An 18,121-nucleotide genomic window follows, 5' to 3' on the forward strand; every position below is an offset into this window, starting at 1 on the left:
GTACGATGGGGTGGTGACTGAGGCTCAGGCGACTCACCGGACCGGCAAGCGCGTGCTCCTGGCCAAGCCCCGCGGCTACTGCGCGGGTGTCGACCGCGCGGTGCAGACCGTGGAGGAGGCGCTGAAGCTCTACGGCGCCCCGATCTACGTGCGCAAGCAGATCGTGCACAACAAGCACGTGGTGCAGACCCTGGAAGCCCAAGGTGCGATCTTCGTGGAGGAGAACGAGGAGGTGCCGGAGGGCGCCACCGTCGTCTTCTCTGCGCACGGGGTGGCGCCGGAGGTCCACGAGCAGGCCAAGGCACGGTCGCTCAAGGCGATCGACGCGACCTGTCCGCTGGTCACCAAGGTGCACCACGAGGCGCGGCGCTTCGCGGCCGAGGACTACGACATCCTGCTCATCGGCCACGAGGGGCACGAAGAGGTCATCGGCACCGCCGGTGAGGCCCCCGCGCACATCCAGCTTGTGGACGGCCCGGACGGCGCCGACAAGATCACCGTACGTGATCCGGAGAAGGTGGTCTGGCTCTCCCAGACCACGCTCTCGGTCGACGAGACGCTGGAGACGGTGGCCCGCCTCAAGCAGCGGCTGCCGCTGTTGCAGTCCCCGCCCAGCGACGACATCTGCTACGCCACCTCCAACCGGCAGCACGTGGTCAAGGAGATCGCCGCCGACTGTGACGTGGTGATCGTGGTCGGCTCGACGAACTCCTCCAACTCGGTCCGCCTGGTAGAGGTCGCCCTGGACGCCGGTGCCCGCGCCGGTCACCTGGTCGACTTCGCGCACGAGATCGACGACGCCTGGCTGGAGGGGGCCACCACGGTCGGTCTGACCTCGGGTGCGAGCGTCCCGGACGACCTGGTCCAGGAGGTGCTGGTCCACCTCGCCGCCCGCGGCTTCGCCGACGTCGAGGAGATCACCACCGCCAACGAGCGGCTCACCTTCTCGCTTCCGCAGGAGCTGAGGCGGGACATGAAGGCCGCTGCGGCGCGCGGCTGAAGCAGGGAACGAACTCGGGTCGGCGTACGTCAGATTCGGCATGAGGACTCTTCGGCTCGCCGTCCCCGCGCTGGCCGTCTGCGTGGCGCTGAGCGCCTGCGGCGGCCAGGGTGTCGGGGGCGGCACACCCACCCCGACACCGACGGGAGCGCAGCCGGTGACCAGCCAGCCCACGCCCGACCCGACGCCCTCGCCGGCGACCGGCACCCCGACCGTGCCGCCCGGCGTGAAGACCCCGAAGCCGGGCGGCCCGAGCACGCCGCCGGGCGTCGGAGCCACCACCCTGAGCGGCACCCTGCAGAGCGGCGTGGAGCCCGGGTGCGTACTGCTCGACGGTTACCTGCTGCTCGGCGGCCCCCGTGACGTGCTGATGCCGGGCGCGCGGGTCGAGGTCACCGGCCGGGTGGAGCCCGGCATGATGACCACCTGCCAGCAGGGCACCCCGTTCGTCGTCACGGCCGCCCACCGATCCTGACCACTCACCCCTGACACACGGGAGCCCGCCCCCGAACGTGGGGACGGGCTCCCGCCGGTGTCACGAGCGGATCAGTTCACGGCACCGATGGACACGTTGCCGCGACCCACGATCGCACCCTCGCTGGTGACGATCGCCAGCTCACCGGAGAGCTGACGCCCGTCGGCCGGAACGGCCACCGCGGTCACCGTGCCGGTGATGGTGGCCGACTCGCCGTGCATCAGCGGCACCGCGGTGGCCGGGGCGGTGATCGTGCCCAGCGACGCGGACGCGAACGCGTCGTAGTAGTCGTAGGCGGTGCTGGTCCCCGGCCCGTCAACCCCGTACGGCTCCACCACGACGCGGTAGGTGCCGGCGGCCGGGTTGGTCAGCGTGACCGCCTCCTCCGAGTCACCGTCCGCGGCCCGGCCGACCTCGGTGGTGCCCCGGTAGACGAACAGGTCCAGGTCGGCTCCCGCGTTGGCGGGGTTGCCGATCCGGGCGGTGAACGTCGACGTACCCGCCGGGATCTCGACGGTCCACTCCTGGTTGGGACCGCCCTCGGTGATGGTCGGACGCTCGGTCCGCACACCGGTCAGCGCGCCACTGCGGCCGCTGACCGAGACCGGACCGAAGGCGTTGGTGACCTTCCAGCTCACCGGGGTCGGCTCGCCGGCCTCGACACTGGGCAGCTCGACCAGCGCCGGCTCGACCGTCAGGCCCTGCACCCGCGCCTGGAGCTTGAACGGGTTGTTCAGCGCCGGGGACGTGCGCCGCGACTCCACCTCGATCTCCCAGACCCCGGGAAGCGGGTTCTGGTAGTCACGCTCCTGCGGCTTGCAGACGTTGACGTCGGAGAAGTTGGTGTAGCAGGCGGTGCTCGCGGTGCTCTCCACCGGCACACCCAGCGGGTTGATCGCGATGAACCGGGTCTGCGAACCGGTCGCGATCCCGGAGAGGTTCACCTGGAGGGCCTTGGCGCCCTCCGGCACCGTGACGAAGTACGACGTGAAGCCGTTGCGGTCGACCGAGCCCTCGTTGGCGTACGAGAAGTTGGGCTTCTTCACGTCGTTCGAGGCCACCACCACGGTGGACACCTCGAAGTCGACAACGTTGGTGGCCGGGTCGTCGATCCGCACGATCGCGCCGTGCGCACCCTCGGTGGCTGGCTTGGCGGTGACGCTGACGGTGACGGCCTTGTTGAGCGGCAACGCGACGGTCTTCGGCGCCTTGAAGGTGCCGTCGTTGCCCTGGAGCGTGATGTTGTGCTTGATGGTGCCGGCCGGGCCGCTGGTGCGGGTGAGCTTGACCGGGTACGTCTTGCTCTGGCCGATCTTGTGGCCGCCCTCGGCCGAGGTGCAGCGGTTGTAGACGCCGGTGCCCCGACCCGGGTTCGGCACGAACTTCACACCGTTCCAGATGGTCAGCTGCTCCGCCAGCGGGCTGCAGACCGGCGCGTCGGAGACGTACGACCGGGTTTCGACGCCCTGGCGCAGCAGCTGCCAGGCGCCCGGAACGTTGACCATGCCGTAGCCCTGCGCGTACGTCGGCACGTCCGCGATCGGCTTGGCGGAGCTGAACAGGGCCCGCCGCAGTGCCGCCGGGCTGACGCCCCGGTCGGTGGCCTTGGCGGCCGACAGCAGCAACGCGCCGGCGCCGGCGGTCTGCGGAGACGCCATCGAGGTGCCGTTGAGCATCGCGTAGCCCGGGGGCAGCGCGTATCCGGCCTCGGGGACCGGGGCGCCGAGCTGCCAGGTCGGTGCGGTGGAGATGGCCGAGCCGGGGGCGGCGATGTTCGGCTTGAAGCCGCCGTCCTCGCGCGGGCCACGGGAGGAGAAGTTGAACAGGGCGTTCTTCTTCTTGACGACCGAGCCGTAGTTGGCCAGCCAGGTGTCCTTGCTGATGTTGGCGGCAACGCTGATCACGTTGCTGGCCACCGACGGGTCGCCGACGGTGTTGAGACCCGGGCCGGAGTTGCCGGCCGAGATGACCAACTGCACGCCGTACGTCTCGATCAGTTCGTTGTAGAGATTGGTCCGCGCGTTGTTGCCGTCGTTCAGGCCCGGAAGGCCACCGATCGACATGTTGACGATGTCGACGCCACGGTTGGCCACCAGGTCGATCATGCCGGTGGTGAGGGCCGCCGCGGTACAGCCGCCGCCCCAGGAGCAGGCGCGGGCGGAGACCAGCTTCGCGCCGGGCGCGGCGCCGTCGAAGGCCCCGTTGCCGAGCATGTCGTTGGCGGCGGTGATGCCGGCGACGTGGGTGCCGTGGGTGCTCTCGACGATGCCGATGTTGACGTAGTCGTAGGTGCCCGGCAGCCCGATCGGCGTGGTGTTCACGTTCTTGCGGAACTCGACGACGAAGGGCTGCCGCTCGGCGACCGGGGTCGCCGGGTTGTCGGTACCGAAGTAGCCGATGTCGTACTTCTCCTTGTACGGCCGCATGATCGGGTCGTCGGTGAAGTTGAGGTTCTGGTTGGCGTCCACCCGGATGTTGTTGGTGGCCGGGTGGAAGAGCACACCCCAGGTGTCGGTCGTGTCGCCGTCGCGGTTGACGTCACCGCGGGCGTCGCTCGCGGTGGTGACCGACTCGCTGAACAGGTTGAACCGGTACGCGCCGGCCGGCGCGGTCCAGGTGCCGCCAGCGATGGTGAACGACGGGCCGGCGACCTCGGCCTGCATCCGCCGCCACGAGCCGTCCTCCAGCGGATCGGTCGCGGTGACCCAGTCGACGATCTTGCGCTCGCCGGTGGTGGTCTGCTGCAACGCCGGGTGGGCAAGGTCCACACCGGAGTCCATGATGCCGATCGTGACGCCTCGGCCGTCCCACTCGGGGTGGGCCGCGGTGAACGCCACCGCGCCGGTCTCGTTCGTCGGCATGTAGGGGTTGTCGGCCGGGGTGGTCTCTCCCGGCGCCCCGACGGTGGCCTGCCGTGCGCCTGCGGTGCCGGTGGGGGTGTTCTCCGGGGCAGGGTCCGGCAGTTGGATGACCTCGTCCAGGTCGACGGCCGAGACGCCGGGCAGCCGTGCCGCCTTGAGGACCCGGTCGGTCGGGACCTTGGCCAACACGAAGCCGACCCGGTCCTGCCGCTGGCTGACCGTGCCGCCGAGCTTGGTGAGGCTGTCCGCGACGTCCCCTGCCTCACCCTTCTCGGTGGCGACGATCAGGGTGACGGTCGGAGCCTTCTTGGCGCGGGCCTCGCTGAGCAGTTTGGCGTCGTGGGCGCCCAGCGTCTCGGCGGCGGTGGCCGAGGAAGGGTCCGGTGTGGTGGCGGGAGCGGCGGTCGCGGTGGCGGCACCACCGATCGTCGTCATGGCGCTCGCCGCCAGGACCGACGCGAAGAGCGCGGCTGAGGTGCGCCGGCTCAGGTTTCGAAGTCTGCTCACGTTCTCTTTACCTCCAGAGAACAAGGCGCCCTCAGAGAAGGGCGCTCGGGTGAGCAGAATCTTTCGTGGTATCGACGAGCACTGTCACTACTGGTCAGTCCCTTGTGACCACTTCGTGACATGCCGGCATACCCACTGTCACATGATCGGTGAGCGGTTCGAGACCTCGTCGCCGGCCGGATCGGCCAGCTCGGGGGCCTGCGGTTGCCGGGGCGCCAACTCGACCTGGGCCGGGGTGGCCAACTCGTCGTCCGAGACGCCCAACTCGGCGAGCTTGCGGGCGCTGACCAGCACCCGGGCCTCCAGTGAGCCGACCGCCCGGTTGTAGGCGGTCACCGCACCGGCCAACGAGGACCCGAGCTTGCCCACGTGGTCGCCGAGGGTGGAGAGCCGGCCGTACAGCTCCCGGGCGAGGGTGTGCACGGCGAGCGCGTTGCGGGCCAGTGCCTCCTGCCGCCAGGAGTAGGCCACCGTGCGGAGAAGCGCGACCAGCGTGGCCGGCGTGGCGAGCACCACGTTGCGGGTGAAGGCGTGCTCCAGCAGCGTCGGGTCCCGCTGGAGCGCGACGTCGAGGAACGGATCGGCGGGGACGAACAGCACCACGAACTCGGGTGAGTTGTCGAAAGCCGACCAGTACGACTTGGCGGCCAGGGCGTCGACGTGCCCCCGCAGGTGCCGCGCGTGCGCGTCGAGGTGGGTGTCCCGGCCGCGCTCGTCGCGGGCCTCCATGGCTGTCAGGTACGCGTCGAACGGGGCCTTGGCGTCCACCACCACCGAGCGACCGCCGTGCAGGCGGACCACCAGATCCGGTCGGACGACCTGCTGGTCCGTGGCGGCGGTGACCTGCTCGGAGAAGTCGCAGTGCTCCAGCATGCCGGCAGCCTCGACGATCCGGCGCAGCTGGTGCTCGCCCCAGCGGCCCCGCACCTGCGGTGCGCGCAGCGCCGCCACCAACTGCTTGGTCTCGGTGCGCAGCTCACCGGAGACCGCGGTCATCGAGCGGACCTGCTCACGCAGCTCGGCGTACGCGTCGACGCGGTCGTGCTCCAGCTCGGCCACCCGCTGCTCGTAGCGGCGCAGGGTGTCGTGCAGCGGCGCGACCGCCCGGGCCACCGCCTCCTGGGACTGCGCGGTGGCCTCGTAGCTCAACGCCCGCATGGACTGCTCCAGCCGACCCTCGCCCTCCCGGGTGGCGGCCAGGGTGGCATCAAGGCGGGCGATGTCGGCGGCCGACCGGGACCGGGCCGCGAGCCAGCCCACCGCCCCGCCGGCGCCGAGGCACACGATCACCAGGAGCAGGGTCGAGACGTCCATCACCGGAGCTTGCCAGACGGATACGACGTGCGACCCGGGGGTACGTTCGATGACATGGAACTTGTGCTCTGCCTCGCCGTTGTCCTGGTCGGCGCGCTGGGCGCCGCCGCGCTCGTCCGCGCTCAGGCCGGTGCTCGTCGGCGCACCGAGCTCGGGGACGCCCGCGCGGAGGCGCAGCGGTGGTACGAGCGCCTCGGCGGCCAGTTGATGAACCTGCACGGCGACGACCCAGCGGTACGCCAGGCGCTGGCCGACGCCGGTGAGCGGTACAACGCGGCGGGCTCCCAGCTGGAACAGGCGTCCACGCCGCACCAGTTCGGGCTGGCCCGGGAGACCGCGCTGGAGGGTTTGGCGTACATCCGGGCGGCGCGTACGGCGCTGGGCATCGATCCGGGCCCCGAGGTGCCGACCCTGGCCGCCGCCCGCGGCGTCGGGCAGCTCACCAAGGAGCGCGAGGTCGATGTGCAGGGGCAGACCTTCCGGGCCGGGCCGCAACCCGGCCGGGAAACGCCCTACTACTACCCCGGCGGGCGTTATCAGGGTCGCCCGGTGCCCGCCGGCTGGTATTCGACCCCCTGGTGGAAGACGGCGTTGGGTGCCGGCGCTGGTGTCCTCGGCGGCATCCTGATCGCCGACGCGCTCTTCTCTCCCGCCTTCGCCGACCCGGGGTACGGCTACGACGCCGGCTATCAGGAGGGCTTCGGTGACGGTGTCGATCAGGGCGGCGACGGCGGCGACCAGGGCGGCGACTTCGGCGGCGGCGACCAGGGTGGGGACTTCGGCGGCGGCGACTACGCCGGTGGGGACTTCGGTGGTGGCGGCTTCGGCGGCGGCGACTTCGGTGGTGGGGACTTCGGCGGCGGCGACTTCTGATCGTCGTTCAGAGCTACGGAAACGGGCCCCGGTCGCTGTGACCGGGGCCCGTTTCCGTACCTGTTGATCAGCCGGTGTTGCGCATCCCGGCGGCGATGCCGTTCACGGTGGTGAGCAGCGCGCGTTCCAGGGCGGTGCCGTCGCTCGGTGCGCGTCGGCCGCCCGGGGCGGTGGCGATCGCCCGTCCGGCGGCGCCCGACTCCCGGTACTGCCGCAGCAGCGCCACCTGAAGATGGTGCAGCGGCTCCAGGTAGGTGTCGCGGACGGCCAGGGTGCGCTGGAGCACCGGCGAGTTCTCCAGCAGGGCCGGTGCGGCGGTGATCGCCAGCACCTCCCGCTTGGTCAGCTCGTACTCCTGCTCGATCTGCTCGAAGATCGGGTGCAGCTTTTTCGGCACCAGCGTCTCGACGTACCGGCGAGCGATGCTCAGGTCGGTCTTGGTCAGCATCATCTCGACGTTCGACAGGAACGTGCGGAAGAAGTGCCAGTTGCGGTGCATCTCGGCCAGCACGTCCGCCAACCCCGCCTCGCGGGCGGCGGCCAGCCCGGAGCCGACGCCGAACCAGCCCGGCACGATCTGCCGGGTCTGCGTCCAACCGAACACCCACGGGATGGCCCGCAGCCCGGACAGCCCGGCACCGGTGTTCGGGCGCTTCGCCGGCCGGGAGCCGATGTTCAGGGCGCCGAGCAGCTCGGTGGGGGTGGACGCCCAGAAGTACGCGGGCAGGTCCGGATCCTCCACCAGCGACCGGTAGGACCGGAACGCCGACTCGGAGACCACGTCCATCGTCGCGTCCCAGCGCTCCAACATCTCGGCCGGCTGCCGGGGTGCGGTGTGCAGCAGGGTCGCCTGGAGCACCGCGGCGAGGGTGAGCTCCAGGTTCTCCCTGGCCAGCGAGGGCAGGGTGTACTTGTCGGAGATCACCTCGCCCTGCTCGGTCACCTTGATCGCGCCGTCCATCGTGCCGTACGGCTGCGCCAGGATCGCCTCGTGCGTCGGCCCGCCGCCGCGCCCGACCGTGCCGCCCCGGCCGTGGAACAGCCGCAGGTGCACACCGTGCCGGGCGGCCACGTCGCGCAGCGCGCGCTGCGCCCGGTGGATCGACCACTGGCTGGTGGTGATCCCGGCTTCCTTGTTCGAGTCGGAGTAGCCGAGCATGACCTCCTGCACGTCACCCCGCGCCGTCACCAGCGCCCGGTACGCGGGCAGCGACAGCAGCTCGTCGAGGAGCTCGCCGCCGGAGTTCAGCTCGGCCGGGGTCTCCAGGAGTGGCACGAACCCGATCCGGGCCCGCCCGCTGTGCACGTCCACCAGGCCGGCCTCGCGGGCCAGCACCACGGCGGCCAGCACGTCGTCGACACCCAGGGTCATCGAGATGATGTACGACTCGATCACCTCGGCGCCGAACCGGTCCTGTGCCTCCCGGATGGTCCCGAACACGTCGAACGTCTTGCGGGCTGGCTCGGACAGCGACGTGTCCACCGTCGACAGCGGGCGACGACCGGTCAGCTCGTCGGCGAGCAGCTTGGTGCGTTCCAGCCGGGTGAGCGCCGGGTAGTCGGAGACCTCGCCGACCGCCTCGTAGAGCTGCGCGAGCACCGCGTGGTGCGCCTCGGCGTGCTCCCGGACGTCCATGGTGGCCAGGTGCAGGCCGAACGCGGAGACCGTACGGATGGTGGAGGCCAGCCGGCCGACCGCGGTGAGCTGCCCGGAGTTGCGAGCCAGTGAGGCGCGCAGCAGGTCCAGGTCGGCGATCAGTTCGGCGGAGCCCCGGTAGTCCCGGCCCGGTACGTGCGCGGTGCCCTGGCGCAACCTCAGCCGGGTGTTGGCGAGCTTCGCCTTCACGCAGCGTGCCTTGAGCCGGTACGGCTCCTCCGCGTTGACCCGGCGGAAGCGCTGCGCCACCTCGGGCAGCGCGTCCAGGTCGGCGGCGAGGCTGGCGGAGAGGTCCAGGGACACCCCGCGCAGTCGGCGGGACACCGAGACCTCGTTGATCAGGTGGTCCATCGCCTTCTCGGTGGCCGCGATGCCGTGCTCGTGCTGGATGGTCAGCACCTCGCGGGTGACCGCCGGGGTGACGAACGGGTTGCCGTCGCGGTCGCCGCCGATCCAGGTGCCGAAGCTCAGCGGCCGGGCCGTCGGTGAGGTCTCCACGCCGAGCGTGCGCAACGTGTCGGCCAGGTCGTCGAGCACCTGCGGGGCGGCCTCGGCGTACAGGTCGCGCAGGTAGTAGATGGCGTTGCGGGCCTCGTCGGTCGGGTCCGGCCGGTCGAGCCGCAGCTCGTCGGTCTGCCACATCAGGTCCAACAACTCGGCCAGCCGGCGGTTGGCCGGGCCCTCGTCGCTGGCGCCGTAGAGGATCGCGTTGGCGGTCTCGGTGTCCAACTCGTCGGCGATCGCCCGCAACTTGGACAGGATCGAGCGACGGGCCGCCTCGGTCGGGTGCGCGGTGAAGACCGGTCGCACCGCCAGCCGGCGAGCCGCGTTGGCGATCTCCTCGGCCGGCACCCCGCGCTCGGCGATCATCTTGGCGGCCTGGTCCAGCCAGCCGCCCTGCACCGCGCGGCGGCGGCGCAGGTCCCGTGCCCGGTGCACCTGCTCGGTGATGTTGGCCAGGTGGAAGTAGGTGGAGAAGGCGCGGGCCAGCTTGGTGCCGGTGGTCACGTCGAGCCCGCCGAGACGCTGGGCGGCCGCGGGGGCGTCGGAGCGGACCTGGGCGCGGATCTCCTCGACGAGGTCGAGAAGCGGGCGACCCTCCTGGCGGGCCAGGGTCTGGCCGAGCAGGGTGCCGAGTCGGCGAATGTCGGCGCGCAGTGCGGCGTCCGGGCCGTCGTGGTCGTGCTGGTCGGTCACGATGCGCTCCCTTACGTGGGTACGAAGGACAGCGCTGTCCGACTTACTGGATGGTATCCGCGTGCCGGGGATGTCTGGAGGGCCCCCTGGTGATCCACTGCCCTCGGGAGGGTGTTTTCCGGGGTGATCTCAACCACCGTCGTGGTCCCGCGCGGGGCCGGGGCGGGTGGTCCCGGGGCCGGAGGCGGCGGCCCGGCGACCTCGGACCAGGCTCGCGCTGACCAACCCGAGCCCTCCGAGCACCGTCCAGATCCCGAGGGCGGCAGCCGGCCAGCCGGCCGACCGCCAGTCGAAGTACACGGCGGCCTTGGTCAGGTCGTTGGCGAGCCCGGGGATGTTCCAGCGGTGCATGCCGCGCAGCACCCCGGGCAGGAACTCGGGTGCGTAGATGCCGCCGGAGCCCGGGTTGCCGAGCACCACCAGCAGCAGGATGACCAGCGCGGTACCCGCGACGCCGAGCCAGCCCTGGATGGCGCTGGCGAACATGGCGGCGGCGAAGACGGCCAACGCGCCGATGGCGGCGATCGTCGGTGCGTCGTGGTGCCAGATGTCCAGGACAGGCCCGACCACTACCGCGCCGGCGATGCCGAGCAGCACGCTGTAGACCGCCAGGGCGGCGATCCGCAGCCCGGCCCGTCGCGCCGTACGGGGGGTAGTGCCGGCGGATATTCCGAGCACGGTCGAACCCAGGTAGCCGCCGAGCACGTACCCGACGTTCAGGTAGAAGGGCACCACCCCGCGCGGGTCGGCCGGGGTGACCGGCACCTCGTCGACGATCTGGAGCGGGGTGCCGGTGCGTGTGGTGGCGGTGCCGAGGACCTCCTTGATCGCGCTGGTGGCGGAGGGGCCGGAGGCGCTCGCCACGGTGAGGAGCAGGCCGTTGTCTCCTCCGGTGCTGAGCACGGCGTACACCGCGCGGCTGAGCAGCCCGTCCTCGGCGGCGGCCGGGTCGTCGTACTCGATGGGTTTGAGGATGTCGGTCTGGCCGCGCACGGCGTCGAGCGTCGACCGGGCGCGTTGGTCGCCGGAGACGACGCCGATCGGCACGTCGCGGGGTGTGGGTTGGTGCAACGCGCCGACGTAGGCCGCGATGAACGCCGTGGCCAGCACGAGGGTGCCGAGGAGCAGTCCGATGCTGCGCGGTGCCCAGTCGCGAGCTGTGCCGTGCGATTCTCCGTCCACGTTGTCAGCCTATGGCCGGTTTTGTGGACAGCCGGGCGGAACGGGTGGCCGGGCGGCTGACTGATCGCCACGGAGACCGGCCCGGCCGCCAACCGTGCGTCGACGGCGGCGCGGGTGGCGTCAGAGGCGGGTGGCGTCAGGGGTTGACGACGGCAAAGGCTCGGACCGGGAAGGTGCCCATGCCGGCCACCATCGGCGGTGCCGCGGTGAACCGAAACCCGCTCGGCGGCAACGCGTCCAGGCCGGTCAGGTGCTCCACGATCGGGATGCCGGCGGCGAGCAGTGCGCTGTGCGCGGGGCGTACGCCGACGGCTGCCGGGCTCATGTCGTCGATGTTGATCGAGTCGATGCCGACCAGGGCCGCCCCCGCGTCGACAAGCGCCTGGGCGGCGTCCCCGGTCAGGTACGGCGCGTCCGGCGCGGCGTACCGCTCGGTGCCGAAGTGCGCGTCCCACCCGGTGTGCAGCAACACTGCCTGGCCGGCCACCTCGTACGGGGCCAGCATCAGCCGGTCCACCGCGCGGATGCCGGCCGGCACCCGGACCACCACCCCGGGCAGATCGGCGAGACGGTCCAGCGACACCCCGGTCAGGTCGTCCCGGCCGGCCCAACGGTGGGCGGGCGTGTCCAGGTACGTGCCGGTGTTGGCGATCATGTCGATTCGGGCCACGTGGAACTCGGTGCCCGGTGCGTACCGCTCGCGGGATGCCGCGAAGGTCAGCCACTCGGTGATCCGGGGGCCCGGCCAATCCGGCAGGGTGGTCATCCCGTCGCTGATCACGTGGCTCAGCTCGACCAGCCGACGATCGGCGCCGGATCCGTCGACCGCGACACCCCGGCCGCCCTTGTGCGGCTCCTCGATGATCGTCTTCGCGCTGATCCGAACCTCGGCGACCATCAGCAGCCCGAGGTGCCGGACGAACAACGCCGCCAGGTCGTCGTCGGTGATCTCCCGACCGGGAATGTCCAGCCGGAACCCCTCGGTACGCAGCCCACCGCCGTTGGCGAAGCTCACCTCCGCGTCGAACTGTGCCCGCCACTGCTCACCCATCCCGAAACCCGACCACGCCCGCCGGCGGAGGTCAAGTTCCCTGGCGGCGGCCAGGGCCCGATAGGCAAGATCGCGCAACATCCAGGATGTAGTGGCATCGGTGCGCCGCTGAGGCCACTACATCCTGGTTCGAGCACGATCTTGGCGCGGGGCGCCGTGCGCGGCGCCCCGCGGCGCGCGCGGCGCGGACCTGGGCGGAAGGGGGTGTGTGTCGGTGGACGGGGATAGGCTTGCTGTCGTGCACCCCCCGTCCGACTGGACGAGGGGCCGCCGTCGTGTGCGTCGACTCCCCGGGAAGGATTTCCCTTGCTCACCGGTCTGTTCACCGCCGCCCTGGCCGACCCCGGGCTGACCCGGGCGCGTGACCTGGCGCGCTCCGGTGCCGCCCAGGTCGACGGCCTCGACATCACCGCCCCGGCGGCGCTGCGCCCGTTCGCCGTCGCGGCGGTCGCCGCGGACAACGACGGCGCCGGGCGACCGGTGCTGGCGGTGACCGCCACCACCCGGGAGGCCGACGACCTGGCCGCCGCGCTGGGCGGGTTGCTGCCGGCCGAGCAGGTCGTGGTCTTCCCCTCCTGGGAGACGCTGCCGCACGAGCGGCTGTCCCCCCGCTCCGACACGGTCGGCCGGCGGCTGGCCGTGCTGCGCCGGCTGGCCCACCCGGAGGCGACCGACGCGCACGGCGGCACCGGGCCACTGCGTGTGGTCGTGGCCCCGGTCCGTTCGCTGCTGCAGCCTCAGTTGAAAGGGCTCGGCGATCTGGAGCCGGTGCAGCTCGCCGCCGGCGAGGAGGCCGACCTGGAAGAGGTCGCCCGCCGGCTGATCGACATGGCGTACGCCCGGGTCGACCTGGTCACCAAGCGCGGTGAGTTCGCGGTGCGCGGCGGCATCCTGGACGTCTTCCCGCCCACCGACGAGCACCCGTCGCGGGTCGAGTTCTGGGGCGACGAGGTGGAGGAGATTCGCACCTTCGCCGTCGCCGACCAGCGGACCATCGAGCAGGTTCCGCTGCTCTGGGCACCGCCCTGTCGGGAGCTGCTGCTCACCCCGGCGGTCCGCGACCGGGCCGCCGCGCTCGCCGAGCAGCACCCCGAGCTGGCCGAGATCCTCGACAAGCTGGCCGAGGGCATCCCGGTGGAGGGGATGGAGTCGCTGGCCCCGGTGCTGGTCGGCCCCGACTCACTGGAGCTGCTGCTGGACGCCATGCCGGCCGGCACCCACGTCCTGCTCTGTGACCCGGAACGGATCCGCACGCGGGCGCACGACCTGGTGCGTACCTCGGAGGAGTTCTTGCAGGCCAGCTGGGCCGCCGCAGCGGTCGGCGGCCAGGCCCCGGTGGACGTCGGCGCCGCCGCCTTCCGCACCCTCGGCGAGGTACGCGCCGCCGCGGGCAGGCTCGGCCAGCCGTGGTGGACGCTGTCCCCGTTCGGTCTGGTCGACGACCCTCATTCGGTCCGGAGTGCCGGCTCCCGGCGCGGAGGCCGAATTATGGTCGAGGGGGAGACCGCCGAGACGCGGCAGCCCTGGGAGGACGCGCCCGAGCAGGCCGCAGTCACTCCGGACGACGCCATCGCGGTGACCCTGTCCGCCCAACCGGCGCCGCTCTATCACGGCGAGACCTCGCGGGTGGTCGAGGACCTCAAGCGCTGGGCCGGCGAGGGTTGGTCGATCGCGCTGGTCTTCGAGGGGCACGGCCCCGCCCAGCGGGCGGTGGAGGTGCTGCGCGACGCCGGCCTGGGTGCCCGGTTGACCGAGGAGGTGCCGACCGCGCCGGTCCCCGGCGAGCTGGTGGTCACCTGTGGTGCGCTGAACAGCGGGTTCGTCGACGAGGCGTCCCGTTTCGTGCTGCTCACCGGCAACGACGTGACCGGCGGTCGGGGCACCTCGACGCGGGACATGCGCAAGATGCCGAGCCGGCGGCGCAACACCATCGACCCGCTGGAGTTGAAGACCGGCGACCACGTGGTGCACGAGCAGCACGGCATCGGCCGCTACGTCGAGCTGGTGCAGCGCACCGTCAACGGCGCCAGCCGGGAATACCTCGTCATCGAGTACGCGGCCAGCAAGCGGGGCCAGCCCGGTGACCGGTTGTTCGTCCCGACCGACCAGCTCGACCAGCTCTCCCGCTACGTGGGCGGCGAGCAGCCGACCCTGCACAAGATGGGCGGCTCGGACTGGCAGAAGTCCAAGGCCCGGGCCCGCAAGGCGGTCCGGGAGATCGCCGCGCAGCTCATCCAGCTCTACGCCGCCCGCAAGGCGTCCAAGGGGCACTCGTTCGGCCCGGACACCCCGTGGCAGCGCGAGCTGGAGGACGCGTTCCCCTGGCAGGAGACGCCGGACCAGCTCGCCGCGATCGACGAGGTCAAGCGGGACATGGAGCAGACCGTTCCGATGGACCGGCTGATCTGCGGTGATGTCGGCTACGGCAAGACCGAGATCGCGGTCCGGGCGGCGTTCAAGGCGGTGCAGGACGGTAAGCAGGTGGCGGTGCTGGTGCCGACCACCCTGCTGGTTCAGCAGCACTACAACACGTTCGCCGAGCGGATGAGCCAGTTCCCGGTCCAGATCCGGCAGCTGTCCCGGTTCCAGACGGCGAAGGAGACCGAGCGGACGCTGGAGATGGTCGCCGACGGCACCGTCGACATCGTCATCGGTACGCACCGGCTGTTGCAGACGGCGACCCGCTTCAAGCAGCTCGGTCTGGTGATCGTCGACGAGGAGCAGCGCTTCGGTGTCGAGCACAAGGAGCACCTGAAGACGCTGCGTGCGTCGGTCGACGTGCTCAGCATGTCGGCCACCCCGATCCCGCGCACCCTGGAGATGGCGATCACCGGCATCCGGGAGATGTCCACCATCGCCACCCCGCCGGAGGAGCGGCACCCGGTGCTCACCTTCGTCGGCGCGCAGGACGACCGGCAGGTGGCCGCGTCCATCCACCGTGAGCTGCTCCGCGACGGGCAGGTCTTCTACCTGCACAACCGGGTCGAGTCGATCGACCGGGCGGCACGGCGGCTGCGGGAGCTGGTGCCCGAGGCGCGGGTCGCGGTGGCGCACGGCCAGATGGGCGAGGACGCCCTGGAGAAGGTCATGGTCGGCTTCTGGGAGAAGGAGTTCGACGTCCTGGTCTGCACCACGATCGTCGAGTCGGGCATCGACATCCCGAACGCCAACACGCTGATCGTGGAGCGGGCCGACCTGCTCGGCCTGGCCCAGCTGCACCAGATCCGGGGCCGGGTCGGTCGGGGCCGGGAGCGGGCGTACGCCTACTTCCTCTACCCGCCGGAGAAGCCGCTCACCGAGCACGCGCACGAGCGGTTGGCAACCATCGCCCAGCACACCGAGTTGGGCGCCGGCATGTACGTGGCGATGAAGGACCTGGAGATTCGGGGCGCCGGCAACCTGCTCGGTGGCGAGCAGTCCGGGCACATCGAGGGCGTCGGCTTCGACCTGTACGTGCGGATGGTCGGCGAGGCGGTCTCCGCGTTCAAGGGTGAGCGGCCGGAGGAGGAGACCGATGTCAAGATCGACCTGCCGGTCGACGCGCACCTGCCACACGACTACGTGAGCGTGGAGCGGCTGCGCCTGGAGATGTACCGCAAGCTCGCCGAGGCGCGCGACGAGGAGCGGCTGGGCGAGGTGATCGCCGAGATGACCGACCGGTACGGCGAGCCGCCGGCCCCGGTGCAGAACCTGGTGGAGGTGGCCCGGTTCCGTCTGCTGGCCCGCCGCTACGGCCTGACCGACGTGTCGATGCAGGGCAAGCACGTACGGTTCGGCCCGCTGCCCCTACCGGACTCGAAGCAGTTGCGACTCAAGCGCTACCACCCGGATGCCGTCTACAAGCAGGCCACCGACCAGGTCAGCGTGCCCCGACCGACCACCCGTCGGATCGGTGGCGAGCCGCTGCGTGATCAGGCGCTGCTCCAGTGGTGCGCGCAACTGCTCTCCGATGTGCTCGGTGCTCCCGCCCCACTCGCCGTCGCCGCGAGCGCCTGAGCCGTCACCGTGGCCGCAAGCGCCTGAGCCGGCGGTGTGCTCTCGACCAGGGGCGGTCAGCGCGTCGCCGCCGTCCCTGGTCGTGGGATGAGCGAAGGTGGGGGGTGTCACAACCCCGGGTGACGGCGTGAGAGAGTGACGGCTATGCGTGCTCGCCGTCTTGCCGCCGTCGCCACTGTGGCGCTCGGCCTCGTCGCCCTCTCCGGTTGCCGTGCTGAGCCTGGTATCGCCGCTTACATCGGTGACCAGCGCATCACCGACGTTCAGGTCTCCACCGCGATGAAGGACCTGCGGACGAAGAACCCGGCGCCGGAGTCAGCCGCCAGTGGGCAGCCCGCGGCGCCGCAACCGGCCCTGCCCGAGGTGGCCGACGTGGTTCGGACCATGGTGCTGACCAAGGTGTGCGAGAAGCTCTCCGCCGAGAAGAACTACCAGCCGCGCGGCCAGGTGGCGGCCGACCAGGCCGCCCAGCAGCTCGGTCTCGACCCGGAGACCGGGCACGTGCGGGAGGTGGCGAAGCTCTTCACCTGCCTGTCCGGGTTGCCGGCCGAGCCGGTCGAGCCGACCAAGGAGGAGATCGCCGACGTGATCGCCGCCGGGCGTGCGGCCGGCAAGATCCCCGCCGAGGTGACCGATGCGGACGCCGCCCAGCAGCTCGACGGCGAGCAGCTACGCGGCGCGCTGGCGACCAAGCGGATCCTGGCCGAGGCGGTCGGTCGTTACGACGTCACCGTCAGCCCTCGGTACCGTCCGCTTGAATTCCCGCTGCTCAGCTTCGCCGATGACGCACCCGCGGTGAGCGTGCCGTTGGGTGAGCCGGGCTCCGACGCGGTCACCGACATATCCACCCCGGAGGGGCCGACCGTGACGCCGGAGGCCGAGGGCACGGCCAGCTGAGCATGACCGCACGGATCGTTCTTCTGGTCACCTCACCCCGGTTGCCCGCCGGCCTGTTGACGGCTGCGGCCTGGGACGTCGTACGCCAACACCCGGTGTTGACCGGCGCGGACAGCGAGTTGACCACGGCCGTGCGCCAGGCGGGCGCCGAGGTCACCGTGGTGGACGGCCCGGCGACGCAGCCGTTGCTGGACGCGGTGGCGACGCACGGCACGGTGGTGTGGCTGGCCGGTCCGGCGGGTGACGAGGCGCTGGCCCGGGAGTTGGGTCTGCGGCTGGCTCGGCAGCCGGGGTTGGCCGAGATGGAGTTGATGTACGGCTCGTGGGATCCGCCGGGTGCCCGGCTGCTTGACGCGGTGGCCGTGCTGGATCGACTGGCCTCTCCGGGTGGCGACCCGTGGAAGCGGGCGCAGACGCACCGCAGCCTCGCCGGTTACCTGCTGGAGGAGAGCTACGAGGCGTACGACGCCATCAGCGCCGACGACACCGACGCGCTGCGCGAGGAGTTGGGCGACGTGTTGTTGCAGGTGGTGCTGCACGCGCGGCTCGCGGAGGAGTTGCCCGAGGACGAGCGGTGGACCATCGACGACGTGGCCGGTGGTCTGGTCGACAAGATGATCCGGCGTAATCCGCACGTCTTCGCCGGTGCCGAGGCGGGCACCCTGGAGGAGATCACCGAGAACTGGGAGCGGATCAAGCGCGCGGAGAAGGCACGGCACTCGGTGTTGGACGGCGTGGCCCTGAGTCAGCCCGCGCTGGCCCTGGCAACGCAGATCCTGGACCGGGCCGCCCGCCGGGGCGTCGACGTCCCGCCTCCGCCGGCCGACACCCAGGCCGACCCCGAGGCAAGACTGGGCGCCGACCTGCTGGCAAGGGTGGCAGCGGCCCGCGAGGCGGGCATCGACCCCGAAGCAGCCCTCCGCCGCACCATCCTGGCCCACGCCGAAGCCATCCGCCAAGCCGAACCCCCACCCCCACCCGCCAGCCCGCGGTGATCAAGAGGTTGCCGTCAGGATTCGGCTCGAGCCTGACGGAAACCTCTTGATCAACCCGCTGGTGCAGAGGCGGTGGGCGGAACCGACGGCGGGGGGTGGGGCGGTCGGTAGGGTGG

At 71.5% G+C, this 18,121-nt stretch carries 11 protein-coding genes; 6 read left to right on the forward strand and 5 right to left on the reverse strand.

Annotated features, from left to right (window positions below; all coding sequences use genetic code 11):
* Window positions 1-13 precede the first annotated feature (13 nt).
* Window positions 14-1,000, forward strand: coding sequence for a 4-hydroxy-3-methylbut-2-enyl diphosphate reductase (locus DLJ58_RS25485; RefSeq protein WP_091397205.1), 987 nt, complete (start codon window positions 14-16; stop codon window positions 998-1,000).
* A 40-nt stretch (window positions 1,001-1,040) separates the two neighbouring features.
* Window positions 1,041-1,475: a hypothetical protein gene (locus tag DLJ58_RS25490; protein WP_124859991.1), complete on the forward strand. Its 435-nt coding sequence runs from the start codon at window positions 1,041-1,043 to the stop codon at window positions 1,473-1,475.
* A gap of 71 nt (window positions 1,476-1,546) precedes the next feature.
* Here the strand turns inward: DLJ58_RS25490 and DLJ58_RS25495 are convergent, their stop codons facing one another.
* Both DLJ58_RS25495 and rmuC read right to left on the reverse strand, forming a co-directional pair.
* Entirely contained in the window at window positions 1,547-4,843 is a 3,297-nt protein-coding gene (locus DLJ58_RS25495; RefSeq protein WP_124859993.1) for a S8 family serine peptidase, read from the reverse strand.
* Between the two features lie 138 nt (window positions 4,844-4,981).
* Window positions 4,982-6,157, reverse strand: a complete 1,176-nt coding sequence (gene rmuC / locus DLJ58_RS25500) for a DNA recombination protein RmuC (RefSeq protein WP_124859995.1) — start codon at window positions 6,155-6,157, stop codon at window positions 4,982-4,984.
* 54 nt (window positions 6,158-6,211) lie between these two features.
* Here rmuC and DLJ58_RS25505 point away from each other — a divergent pair, with 54 nt between their 5' ends.
* The gene (locus DLJ58_RS25505) at window positions 6,212-7,030 is read left to right on the forward strand and encodes a hypothetical protein (RefSeq protein ID WP_124859997.1); all 819 of its coding nucleotides are present in this window, start codon (window positions 6,212-6,214) and stop codon (window positions 7,028-7,030) included.
* Window positions 7,031-7,097: 67 nt separating this feature from the next.
* Here the strand turns inward: DLJ58_RS25505 and ppc are convergent, their stop codons facing one another.
* From ppc to DLJ58_RS25520, 3 genes are all read right to left on the reverse strand, one after another.
* Window positions 7,098-9,884, reverse strand: a complete 2,787-nt coding sequence (gene ppc, locus DLJ58_RS25510; protein ID WP_124859999.1) for a phosphoenolpyruvate carboxylase — start codon at window positions 9,882-9,884, stop codon at window positions 7,098-7,100.
* A gap of 129 nt (window positions 9,885-10,013) precedes the next feature.
* A complete protein-coding gene (locus DLJ58_RS25515; RefSeq protein ID WP_124860001.1) occupies window positions 10,014-11,066 on the reverse strand; it encodes a YhgE/Pip domain-containing protein in 1,053 nt (350 codons plus the stop codon).
* 136 nt (window positions 11,067-11,202) lie between these two features.
* Complete coding sequence (locus DLJ58_RS25520) at window positions 11,203-12,198, reverse strand: cyclase family protein (RefSeq protein WP_244219122.1); 996 nt, start codon at window positions 12,196-12,198, stop codon at window positions 11,203-11,205.
* Window positions 12,199-12,423: 225 nt separating this feature from the next.
* Between DLJ58_RS25520 and mfd the strand changes: the two genes are divergently transcribed.
* From mfd to DLJ58_RS25535, 3 genes are all read left to right on the forward strand, one after another.
* Complete coding sequence (mfd, locus tag DLJ58_RS25525) at window positions 12,424-16,113, forward strand: transcription-repair coupling factor (RefSeq protein WP_124860005.1); 3,690 nt, start codon at window positions 12,424-12,426, stop codon at window positions 16,111-16,113.
* A 144-nt stretch (window positions 16,114-16,257) separates the two neighbouring features.
* Window positions 16,258-17,010 carry a hypothetical protein gene (locus tag DLJ58_RS25530; RefSeq protein WP_124860007.1) on the forward strand — a complete coding sequence of 251 codons (753 nt, stop codon included), beginning with the start codon at window positions 16,258-16,260 and terminating at the stop codon, window positions 17,008-17,010.
* Between the two features lie 2 nt (window positions 17,011-17,012).
* Complete coding sequence (locus tag DLJ58_RS25535; RefSeq protein WP_124860009.1) at window positions 17,013-18,005, forward strand: nucleoside triphosphate pyrophosphohydrolase; 993 nt, start codon at window positions 17,013-17,015, stop codon at window positions 18,003-18,005.
* Window positions 18,006-18,121: the final 116 nt, after the last annotated feature.

This window comes from Micromonospora arida, assembly GCF_003857035.1.
In the GTDB taxonomy this organism is placed as follows: domain Bacteria; phylum Actinomycetota; class Actinomycetes; order Mycobacteriales; family Micromonosporaceae; genus Micromonospora; species Micromonospora arida.

Excerpts from the sequence above, each read along its gene's own strand:
- DLJ58_RS25505 (WP_124859997.1), top strand. The coding sequence starts at position 6,212 with ATGGAACTTGTGCTCTGCCTCGCCGTTGTCCTGGTCGGCGCGCTGGGC.
- DLJ58_RS25535 (WP_124860009.1), top strand. The coding sequence starts at position 17,013 with ATGACCGCACGGATCGTTCTTCTGGTCACCTCACCCCGGTTGCCCGCC.
- rmuC (WP_124859995.1), bottom strand. The coding sequence starts at position 6,157 with ATGGACGTCTCGACCCTGCTCCTGGTGATCGTGTGCCTCGGCGCCGGC.
- DLJ58_RS25520 (WP_244219122.1), bottom strand. The coding sequence starts at position 12,198 with ATGTTGCGCGATCTTGCCTATCGGGCCCTGGCCGCCGCCAGGGAACTT.
- DLJ58_RS25490 (WP_124859991.1), top strand. The coding sequence starts at position 1,041 with ATGAGGACTCTTCGGCTCGCCGTCCCCGCGCTGGCCGTCTGCGTGGCG.
- DLJ58_RS25530 (WP_124860007.1), top strand. The coding sequence starts at position 16,258 with ATGCGTGCTCGCCGTCTTGCCGCCGTCGCCACTGTGGCGCTCGGCCTC.